The organism is Lacimonas salitolerans, from assembly GCF_042677865.1.
Classification (GTDB): Bacteria; Pseudomonadota; Alphaproteobacteria; order Rhodobacterales; family Rhodobacteraceae; genus Lutimaribacter; species Lutimaribacter salitolerans.
In genome coordinates this window covers 1-10,148 of record NZ_JBHUDD010000130.1, presented here as the reverse complement: position 1 = coordinate 10,148, position 10,148 = coordinate 1, and the positions used below count along the sequence as shown (strand labels likewise).

Below are 10,148 nucleotides of genomic sequence, written 5' to 3'. Positions count from 1 at the left end.
GATACAGTCATGACCCAACCCTCCCATTCCCTCGAATAGAGTTGAATCAGAGATCTCCAATATCCGCAACTGTAGTACTAGGCGTTCTTTGCTTGCGTGGACTGATCCATAGCAGCGCATGGAAAAGTTTTTCGGCCAACCGTGCTGCCAGCCGCGCCGTGCGTTGATGATCGTGGTGCGGATCACCGCCCCATGTCACCCAGACCGAGGCCGTCGCCGGGGTCATGAAAGCGTGGATGCGCGCGACCGCGTCATCCCCTTCGGGCGCGTCACCGTCCGGGTAGCCCAGCAGGACGGGTGCGGGCCCGCGCCCGTCGGTCAGGATATCGACTGCCCGCGTCACCTCGGCCGCGCGCAGCTGGCGCAGCGTGTCGGGCGGATGGCTGAGCGATGCCGGGTGCGACTGGCCCCCGTCCGTCACAACAACCACCTGCGCGCGCCGACCCATATCGGTCAGCGCCGCGATGGCCGCACCGCAGCCCAGTGTTTCGTCATCGGGATGCGGGGCCAGCACCAGAACATCACCGCCATTCGATAGCGTATGGATTGTCACGCCGGGGGCAGCGGCAGCAGCCTGCAACACCGGTGATGTCACCACATCTCTCCCACCGGGGCGGGGTCGGCCAGCAGGGAATGGGCGGCCTGCTGCAACTTTCCGTCCAGATTGGCCTGCCGCAGGAAGAACCCCAGATCGCGGCGGATGCGGTCCGCGTCCGAGGACGCGATGAAGGCGGCGGTCCCCATGCACCGTTCAGTCAGGGCAATGCCGGACTGGCAGGCAGTCTCGACCGCCTGTCGCGCCAGCAGACCCAGGCTGACAGCGGCAGGCACGGCATCGCCGCCAGTGATCGCGGCCCGCTCGATTGCGTCGCTGGAGGCCTCGACCCACAGGCGTGCGGTCTGTGCCAGCAGGATCATCTGCGTCAGCCTTTCGGCCTGTTGCGGCTGGTTGGTCTGGCCGCGCGCCAGAAGATGCTGGCGTACACATTCGGCCAGCGCCTCCAACCCGCCACAGTGCAGCGCGCAATAACGCCAGATGCCCCCCTCGAAATGCGGCTCGCGCTGGAAATCGCCGGGGCGGCCCAGAATATCGGCCTCGACGCCTGTCAGATCGTACCGGCCCGATGCGGTGGCGCGCATCCCGCTGACATCCCAGACCGAGGCATCGGCGCGCGCGGGGTCATCCACCCGGGCCAGCACCAGCAGCGGCCCGGCGTCGGTCTTGACCGGCACCACCGCCACCGACAGCAGCCCAAGCCCCGAGCAGAACATCTTGGCCCCGGTCAGCACGCCGCCTGTGTCGCTGGTGGCCTCGAACGTCACCGGGTCGCGCCCCTCGGCGCCCCAGACGCCAAAGATTTCGCCCTGCGCGGCGATCGACCGGAACTCTGACTGCTGTTCGGGCGTGGCATAAAGCTGGATCAGACGCAGCGCGTTTGCGTGGCCTTCGACGATCCGCCCGACCGACAGGCTGGCCCGCCCGATCCGGCGCAGCAGGTGCACGCCCGCGCCCGTGTCGCCGCCCAGCCCGGTATGGGCCACCACGGCGGCAAGGATGCCCGCGCCGTAAAGCGCGTCCAGATCCGGGGCCAATCCGGTCTCGCCCCGGTCGGTGGCCCCGGCGCGGCCGCGTATCCCGCGCAGCACCGCAGCTTGGGTGTCGCGCACGGCTGGGTCAGTAAGCAGGTTCATCGCGGGCCGCCTTTCGGTGGGTGCTGGGGGCAGCTGGCAGATCACCCTGTGTCGCAGTTTCCGTGCGTGCCAGCAGCGCCATCAGCTGCGGCAGGTCCCGGCGGCAGTCGCTGAACCGCAGCCGATGGCGGGCAAGCCGGGGGGCAAACTGCTCGACCGTCGCAAAGAACGCGCCGAAATGCGGACCGGGCGAACGCTCCATGATCCTGTCGGCGCGCGACCGGCCAAGATCCGCGATCAACGCGGCATGCAGGGCGGGCTGATCGGGCCAGACCGCGCGCAGCCGTCCGCGCAACCCGTGACGCAGGGCCAGCGTTTCCGGCGCTTCCAGCCATTCATCGACATGCGGATCGGAGTCGCACGCACGGGCGCGCAACGCGGCCGCCATCCCGCCCTCGGCGCGCCCGGTCATCCGGCATGACGTCTCGACAATGGTATCGGCGGAATAGCGAACGCGAAAATCATGCGCCGCGATGCGCTCGGCAAGGGCACGATCCTCGCCGGTGCGCAGCACCGGCAATCCCCCCACCGCGCGATACACCCGGCGTGACACCGCCATGCTGGCCCCTGCGGCGTTGTGATGCGCCGGTGCGGGATCATGCGACTGCGGGTCAAGCCGCGCCACCAAGGCCAGCGAGGCTTGCAGATACTCCCACTCGGCGCTGCCATGGGAGGCGATTGCGGCGGGCAAGGCGCAAGCCTCGTCCGGCAGCCCAAGAACGGTGCCGCAGATCAGATCGGCCCGCTGCAGTTCGGCAAGGTTGCGAACAACCCAGTCGGCACGCACGGCGGTATCGGCATCCGTTGTCAGCAGCGCGCCTTGTGCGGTCAGGTAGCGGCAGGCCAGATCCAGACCAAGGCGACGTGCAGCCCCCACACCGCCCCCAGCCCGGGAAAAGGCGCAGTCGATCAGCACAAAGGGCACGTCGGATTGATCCGCCGCCCACTCGAACGCGCGCAAGGCGGTGCTGTCACGGGTGTTGTTCACCACCACAACGATACCAACCTTTACATCCTTGGCTGCACGAATGGCCGCGCCAACCGCGTTCAGGCTGGCGGGCAAGCGCCGTTCCTCATCCTTCGCGGGGATGACGATGGCGGCGTCCCAATCGGCGGCCGGACCCAGACGCAGGCTGGCACACCTGACCGCAAGGGGCCGGTCACAGATCGTTCCAGGCACCCGGTCACGCGACATGAGACACGCCTTTCGAGCGGGCAGACCTGCGGACGCGCCGCGCGGCGCCCAAGAAATGCCGCCAGTCCTGCACCACAGCCGACTGGCGGAACCGCGGATTTCCCGTGATGGCGGGCGGTGACTGACGCCATGCGGCGATGCGCGCCGCGATCATCTGCGGGTCGGTGGCGTCGATGCATTGGCTGGCGTCCGAGGCAACCTCGTCATTCGCACCCAGACCGCGATGCACCAGCACCGGGCAGCCGACGGCATTGGCCTCGGCGATGACCAGACCAAAGGTTTCGGCAAAGCTCGTCTGCGGGTAGAACACGCACAGCGCCTGCCGCATCCTGGCGATCACCGCCGCGTGGGGCAGCGTGCCCAGCACCGTGACACCCTCCGGCATCGCGCCGCAGTCCCAGTCCAGATAGCCGGGATCGGCGACCTCCAGCCGCAGGGCCGGTACAGTCGCGCGCAGGGTCGCAAAGGCGGCAAGCACCTGATCCAGCCCCTTGTGCGGCGCGCTGGCAAAGAACAGCAGGTCGCGATCGCGCGGCGTGGCATCGGGGTGCAGATCATCGGCAATCGGGTTGGCAATGGCAAAGACCGGCAGCTTTGCCGCCCCCGCAAAGCGCCGCAACTGCGCTGCAAACGTTTCGGACACCGCCACGATCCCGATCTGCGCCGCCGCCATCACGCCTGCCAGCGCGCGCAGGTTCTGCCCCGGCTCGACATGCTGCCAGACAAGAATGCGCGCCTGCGGATTGTGGCGGCGACAGATCAACGCAGCCTTCCACGAATTGATCACAAGGATCGTTCCACCATAGGTCCGGCCAAGGCGCATCGGCGCAAAGCGCACATCGCCCACCGCTTCGGTCGTGTCGCGCGCGGACTGTTCGACCGAAACCTCGTATTCGTCGGTCAGGACGCGCGCGATGCGCAGCACCGTCGCCTCGGTGCCGCCCAGACGGTGCAGGCTGTCCGGGTCGGCGTAGGCGCGCGGGGCGCAGGGATCGATGATGCGCAACGCGGCCCGGCCCATCACGCGCTCTGCCTGTGATCATCGGCAAACAGACGGGTCAGCCGCGCCTGCGTTCCTTCGGTGCTCATCGCGCCCGAGCGGTGCAGCAGACCCATCCGCGACACATCCGCGACCGCAAGGTCCGGCAGGTGGATCGGCTCGGGCGCGACCTCGCGGGTGGCCAGCCAGTGCTCAACCTTGGCCCAGACCCGCCGCCGGTCGGCAATGCGGCGCACACTGGAATAATCGGTGGCGGCCGATTGCGTCAGGGAATCCGCCGTCTCGATCTTGGTCAGCAGGATGTCGTCGATCACCCGGATCACCTCGCCCGACAGGATCAGGCGGTTGCGAAACTCGCGGTCCTCTTCGATGCATTCGGCAAAGCCGCCCAGACGCCGGAACACATCGGGGTGAAACAGGCCCGAGTTGACATGGGTCCAGTCGCCCGGAATGGTCGAGCCGACCTGAAGGTTGGGAAACACGTCGTCGATCAGGGAAATCTGGCGCCGGATCTCCACCTGCCGGCCATCGGGCAGAACCAGCGCGTGATGGATCAGCACCGCGCCCACGGTCAGCGGGCTGCCCGGTTCCTGCCCGGCCAGCGCCCAGTTCAGGCAGGGATCGGCCGGGATGTCGCGGATGTTCAGCGCGCGGGACTGGCACAGCACCTTGTCGCGGTGGGGGATGTCATCGGAATCGTGAAACGTGACCGCGCGCTCGCCTGCCAGCAGGATGCCCAGGTTCTTGGCGCCCGCGGTGCCGACGTTGGTGGCAAGCCGGATGCAGCAGAGCCGCGGGTCGTCACGGAACGTCGCCAGCACCGTTGCGGTAGCATCGGTTGACGCATCGTCGATGACCAGCACCCGCACGTCCGTGTGCGACTGCGACAATGCCGCCTTGACCGCAGCACCGATGCTGTGCGCGCGGTTGAAGGTGGGGATCACGATGCAGACGGGCAGGTCCATCTCAGCCCTCCCGCTCGGACACATCTGCCGCGTATCGCGACAGCGGTTTGCGGATCGCCCATGCCCCGGCCGGCGGCAGCAGCAGCAGCAGGCCCGCTGCGGCCACGACCGGATCGGTCGACAGGACCGCCACAAGGACCAGCGCAAGACCAAGGGTCGCGGTGACCGACAGGATCGAGGTGATTTGCGCCGCGTGCGCGGTCGGCTGAACCTTGGCCGTGACGCGGAACGCCTGCCGCTTGCTCTGCAATCCCTCGATCGTGGCGCAGGCCGAGATCGGGAGCATCGACAGCCGCGACGCCAGCGCCTGCATGCGCACGGACACCGGCACTTCGGGCAGCATGGCACGCAGGATCGGCCAGGCCGTCGCGCCCAGGATCAGCCCCATCGTCGCGAAGGACAGAAGTATCGTGGTATCAGGGATCGCTGTGCCAAGGCCGGTCGCACGGCCAAACCCGGCCTGAACCACAGCGGCCAGCAGGGTCACGACCGCGACCGCCCCAAGGTTCAGCCATGCCGCAAGCTGGGCCACCACAAGCATGCGCTGCAACGGCCCTGCCCCGGCGTCGCGCCCCGGCCCAAGCCAGCCGCGCAGCGCACCGGCCAGAACGCGCGCATTGCCTGCGGCCCACCGCTGTCGCTGGCCGTGCAGGTTGCGCAGGTCCAGCGGCATCAGCCCGCGCCCGACCACCCGGTCGATGAACACGCCGCGATAGCCTGCGGCGATCAGCTTGGTGCCCAGTTCGGCGTCTTCGGTGCAGCTTTGGCTTGGCCAGCCACCGACCGTGGCCAGCGCATCCCGGCGGATCACGCTCAACGTGCCGGTCAGCAGCATCGCGTCGGCCCGGTTGGCGGCGCGCGCGTGGCGGTTGAAATACTCGGCCAGCTCGAACGACAGGCCCTGGGTGCGTGGCGACAGGTGGCGATAGGCCTGCGGAAACTGCACAAAATCCGCGCCGGTCCTGCGCAGCTCGGCCGCGATCACCGACAGGAACCCCGGCACGACCTGATAATCGGCATCCAGCACGACGACATGGCTGGCCGTCGGCCGTGTCTGGCGCAGCGCGATGTTCAGCGCCCCGGCTTTGGCCCCTGTGACGCGGTCGCGCCTGACCAGCCGAAACTGCCGTCCGGCCTTGTGGCACCAGCGTTCGACCGGCTGCCACAGTTCAGCACAGGGGGTGTTGTTGATCATCACGATGACTTCATGTTCGGGCGCATCGGTCTGCCGGCGCAGGCTTTCAAGAGTCGCGATCAGGACAGCGGGCGGCTCGTTGCGCGCGGCGATATGGATGGACAGCACCGGCGCGGATGCGTGACCGGGCGTTTCATCATCGCGCAGCGCCGTGCCTGTCCGACGCACCGCTGGCAGGTTGCAGATGACGATCAGGACCGTCTGAACAAGGATCGTCAGCGCCGCCACCACAAGGGTCAAGGCCGGCACGAGAACGATCCCACTCCCCCCGATGGCAACCGCACAGATGCGCCACGCGGAAAACCGCGAACGGGCCTGCACCGGCAGGGGTAGAGTGGGGTCGTGCTGCATCCAAACCTCGTGTGCGGATCATGTCGTGACAGATCCACAACCCCGAGCGGTCGGCGTCGTTCCCGCAGGGTGATGCGTTTGTGCAAGTGCCGCGACGGGTGCGGCCGCTTTTTCAAGCCCCGTTGCTGCCTTCGGTCTCGATCTTCAGCGTTTCACCGCAATGCTTGCAGTGGATCGCGTCGGGGTCGTGGCGGTTCAAGCCGCATTCAGGGCATTTGTGCCGGATCTTTGAGGGCTGAAAGATCGCCCGCGCCAGTTGCACGAACAGCGCGACGCCCACCACCATGATGAACACCGCAAGCAGCCTGCCCCCCGGCGTGGTCATGGTGATGTCACCAAAGCCCGTCGTCGTCAGCGTCGCCACGGTAAAGTAGAGCGCATCGATATAGCCAGCCGGCCCTGCGGTATCGTCAAACGCCACGACGAACACCAGCGATGTCATCACGAAGACAAAGACGAACAGGTTGACGGCGGCAAGGATCGCGTCCTCGTGCAGGCGAAAGAAACGGCTGTCGCGGCGCAGGTCGCGGATCAGGTGATAGGAATGGATCAGCCGCAAGCCGCGCAAGATGCGCAGGAAGGCCAGATCATCGGTAAAGATCGGCGCCAGAAGCAGCGAGGCCACGACCAGAAGATCGGCGATCGTGTAGAGTTTCAGGCATTCTTGGCGGCGGTTTTCCGAAATCCAGAAACGCGCCACCAGATCGCAAAGGATCAGGACGCCAAGCACGGTATCGAGCGCCCAGATCAGCGTCGTTTGCTCGAACGCGGCGCTGATGATGAAATACAGGATGGTCGCCGCGTCAAAGGTGACCAGCGCATAGCGAAACCGCTGCGCCGATTGGCTGTGGCCGTTGTAAAGCAGTCGGATGGTTCGCTGCACAGAGTCCATATGATCAGACTATGGCCCGATGACATGCCTTTGGCGAGCGGTTTTCCCGTTGCGCCATGACGGTCAGGACCTGGGCAGGACGGTCATCGAACCGTCGGTTTCCAGCACGACGGAGATCACCTCGTCGATGTCGCTGCGCCCGGTCTGTCGCAGCGCAGCGCCAATCTCTTCGCGCGTGATGCGTTGCTGGCGCAGGGCCGCGTCAAGATAGCGGCCGTTGTGCACCAGAAGCGTTGGCTCGGACTTGATCAGGTTCTGAAAGCGGTCGGACCGGATCGACGCCCATGTGATGGCGAATTGCAGACCGATCAGCAGCGCCAGCGCAAGGATGCCTTCGGCCAGCGGCACGGACTTGTTGAGAAGGACTGTGGCAAGGGTCGACCCCAGCGCGACCGTCACCAGCAGGTCAAAGGCGTTCAGCTTGCTCAGCGTGCGCTTGCCCGAGATGCGCAGCATCAGGATCAGGGTGGCATAGGCAAGGATGCCGACGACAGGAATGCGCAACAGTCCAAGCCAGGTGTCAAAGAAGATCGGGTCAGACATCGCCTGTCTTTCGTTTGGGGTGCCGATCGTCGCAGGCTGACCGCCGGTGAGGGCGTGGTGCCATAGCCGGGGCCGGCCCGGACTAACCCGTGTTAGCCCGCGCGCGTCAGTCCATCAGTCCACGTTGGTGACGGCGACCGATACCTGAAGGCCAAGCAAGGTGCCACCCTGCGACGCGAATGTCCCGCTGACCGGCAGGGCCTGCGACGGCGTGCGGGTCGTGGCGACGCGGATCAGGTTGCGGCTGGCAAAGATGCGGTTGGTCGGGTCGAACTCGACCCAGCCGGCACCGGGCACGAAGATATCGGCCCAGGCATGGGTCGCGCCGCCGCCGGTCATGTCCTCGCCGGTGTCGACGCCGGCCACCTCGTCATGCAGGTATCCGGTGACGAACCGGGCGGCAAACCCCAGATTGCGCGCGGCCTCCATCAGGAACAGCGCGAAATCCCTGCAGGTGCCGGAGCCCAGAGCGATGGTTTGCGATGGCGTCTGCACGCCCTCCTCCTCGCGCCGGGCATAGCGGAATGCGCCGTGAATGCCCGTTCCGAGGGCGTCGAGAACCTGAAGGCTGCCGCCGGGCAGTCCGGGCAGCGTCTGCGCGATCCACGCCTGCACCGCCTGCTGGTCCTGCGGCTGGTCCGGCAGCATGTAGGGGCCAAGGTCGATACGCTCATCCCTGTCATACTCTACCGGGTAGCCGCCCGCGTAGCGCTTGATCCGGGCCATCGGCTCGTCCAGGCCATAGCGGCGCAGCAGCAGTCCGCTTTCGATCACCAGTTCATCCGCCTCGTCGTGGAACGAAAGCAGCGCAACGGAGTTTCCAAAGGTATCAAAGGCCCAGTGCACGTCGGCACGGGGTGATACGGTCAGGCTGGAATCCAGAATACGCATGTCATGCCCGTCGCGGGGGCGGATCATCAGACGATGCTCGCCGAACGTGACCGGGCGGTCATACGCGTATCGTGTTCGATGAAGGATGCGCAGGGTTCGGATGGGATTGCCCCTTTACCTGATCGTGCAGGGTGACGGATCGCGGCGCCTGAACGCAATTTGACGGACCCGGGCGCGCACAATGCAAGCCCGCACCATATGGCAGGCCAGAAAGGACGGCAATGTTCATTCGCATAGGACACGAGATCGTCGTCGAAAGTAAGACGGACACAGTGCTGATCCTTGCGCTGTCCCCGCACTCCAGCTTTGCAGGGCGGATGATCGGACCGGCAGAGGTTCAGACCGACCCCGCCTTGCCGACCGAGGTATTCACCGATGTCTTCGGCAACCGGCGGACCCGGCTGACCGCGCCACCGGGGCGCCTGCGGCTGTGGTCGGACTGCATCGTCGAGGATGATGGCCAGCCCGACATCTACAACTGGAACGCCCTTCAGCATGATGTCGCCGATCTGCCGCCCGACACGCTGCAATTCCTGACCGCCAGCCGGTACTGCGACTCGGACACGCTGGCGGCCGAGGCGCTGCGGCTTTTCGGCGACACGCCGCCCGGCTGGGCGCTGGTGCAGGCGATCTGCAACCACGTCCACAACCACCTGACATTCGGTTACGGCTTTGGTCGCCCGACCAAGACCGCCAGCGATGCGCAACGCGAAAAGACAGGCGTCTGCCGCGATTTCGCGCATCTGGCGGTCGCCCTGTGCCGCGCCATGAACATCCCCGCGCGCTATGCCAGCGGTTACCTGGGTGACATCGGCGTGCCCTACTCGGGTCCCGGCGACTTCTGCGCCTGGTTCGAGGCCTATCTGGGCGGGCGCTGGTACACGTTCGATGCGCGCTACAACACGCCAAAGATCGGCCGGGTTCTGATGGTGCGTGGCCGTGACGCCGCCGATGGCGCGATGATCACCTCGTTCGGAACCTATGACCTCAAGGTGTTCCGGGTCTGGACCGACGAGATACGCGGCACCCCCACCGAAGCCGACCTGCGCGAGATGCTGACAAGCCTGCCCGAATCCGAGGCCCTGACCCTTGCATCGACCGCATAAGGGCAGATTGGCACGGATTCGGAACGAATTCGGCGGCTCGGGCGTTATACGGGTATCAGAAGGAGGACCCAAATGGATCGTCTGAGCATTTTTCTAACACTCGCGGTTGGCGCAGTCGTGACCGGATCCCTGATCATCGTGGTTCTGGTACTGGGCTGGTATTCCTGGCCCGCGATCGCCGGGGCCGCCATCGCAGGCACGCTGCTGACCTGGCCTGCCAGCTACGTCATATCACGCCGCATCAAGCGGCAAGACTGTCAATCTGCATTCAAAACTGACCCATCGTGATCATTTAAAAATGACCCACCCGGGGGGTAG

11 protein-coding genes are annotated in these 10,148 nt (G+C 66.2%); 2 read left to right on the top strand and 9 right to left on the bottom strand.

Going from position 1 to position 10,148, the window contains the following annotated elements; translation table 11 throughout:
- Positions 1-46 precede the first annotated feature (46 nt).
- The 9 genes from ACFTOW_RS14425 to ACFTOW_RS14385 all read right to left on the bottom strand — a co-directional run bounded on the left by ACFTOW_RS14425 (position 47) and on the right by ACFTOW_RS14385 (position 8,811).
- A complete protein-coding gene (locus ACFTOW_RS14425; protein ID WP_379916891.1) occupies positions 47-595 on the bottom strand; it encodes a PIG-L deacetylase family protein in 549 nt (182 codons plus the stop codon).
- Positions 592-1,692 carry an acyl-CoA dehydrogenase gene (locus ACFTOW_RS14420; protein ID WP_379916889.1) on the bottom strand — a complete coding sequence of 367 codons (1,101 nt, stop codon included), beginning with the start codon at positions 1,690-1,692 and terminating at the stop codon, positions 592-594. Before ACFTOW_RS14420 ends, ACFTOW_RS14425 begins: the two co-directional genes overlap by 4 nt.
- Entirely contained in the window at positions 1,676-2,887 is a 1,212-nt protein-coding gene (locus ACFTOW_RS14415; protein ID WP_379916888.1) for a glycosyltransferase, read from the bottom strand. The genes ACFTOW_RS14420 and ACFTOW_RS14415 overlap by 17 nt, the downstream gene beginning before the upstream one ends.
- A complete protein-coding gene (locus ACFTOW_RS14410; RefSeq protein WP_379916886.1) occupies positions 2,877-3,908 on the bottom strand; it encodes a glycosyltransferase in 1,032 nt (343 codons plus the stop codon). Before ACFTOW_RS14410 ends, ACFTOW_RS14415 begins: the two co-directional genes overlap by 11 nt.
- The gene (locus ACFTOW_RS14405; protein WP_379916884.1) at positions 3,908-4,852 is read right to left on the bottom strand and encodes a glycosyltransferase family 2 protein; all 945 of its coding nucleotides are present in this window, start codon (positions 4,850-4,852) and stop codon (positions 3,908-3,910) included. The genes ACFTOW_RS14410 and ACFTOW_RS14405 overlap by 1 nt, the downstream gene beginning before the upstream one ends.
- A gap of 1 nt (position 4,853) precedes the next feature.
- Positions 4,854-6,296, bottom strand: a complete 1,443-nt coding sequence (locus ACFTOW_RS14400) for a glycosyltransferase family 2 protein (RefSeq protein ID WP_379916882.1) — start codon at positions 6,294-6,296, stop codon at positions 4,854-4,856.
- Positions 6,297-6,510: 214 nt separating this feature from the next.
- Positions 6,511-7,290, bottom strand: a complete 780-nt coding sequence (locus ACFTOW_RS14395) for a potassium channel family protein (protein WP_379916880.1) — start codon at positions 7,288-7,290, stop codon at positions 6,511-6,513.
- Positions 7,291-7,353: 63 nt separating this feature from the next.
- Positions 7,354-7,833 (bottom strand): DUF421 domain-containing protein, encoded by a 480-nt coding sequence (locus tag ACFTOW_RS14390; protein ID WP_379916878.1) that lies wholly within the window; start codon positions 7,831-7,833, stop codon positions 7,354-7,356.
- 114 nt (positions 7,834-7,947) lie between these two features.
- Positions 7,948-8,811 (bottom strand): transglutaminase family protein, encoded by an 864-nt coding sequence (locus ACFTOW_RS14385; protein ID WP_379916893.1) that lies wholly within the window; start codon positions 8,809-8,811, stop codon positions 7,948-7,950.
- A gap of 134 nt (positions 8,812-8,945) precedes the next feature.
- Between ACFTOW_RS14385 and ACFTOW_RS14380 the strand changes: the two genes are divergently transcribed.
- Positions 8,946-9,830 carry a transglutaminase-like domain-containing protein gene (locus tag ACFTOW_RS14380; RefSeq protein WP_379916876.1) on the top strand — a complete coding sequence of 295 codons (885 nt, stop codon included), beginning with the start codon at positions 8,946-8,948 and terminating at the stop codon, positions 9,828-9,830.
- A 72-nt stretch (positions 9,831-9,902) separates the two neighbouring features.
- Positions 9,903-10,118 (top strand): hypothetical protein, encoded by a 216-nt coding sequence (locus ACFTOW_RS14375; RefSeq protein ID WP_379916874.1) that lies wholly within the window; start codon positions 9,903-9,905, stop codon positions 10,116-10,118.
- Positions 10,119-10,148: the final 30 nt, after the last annotated feature.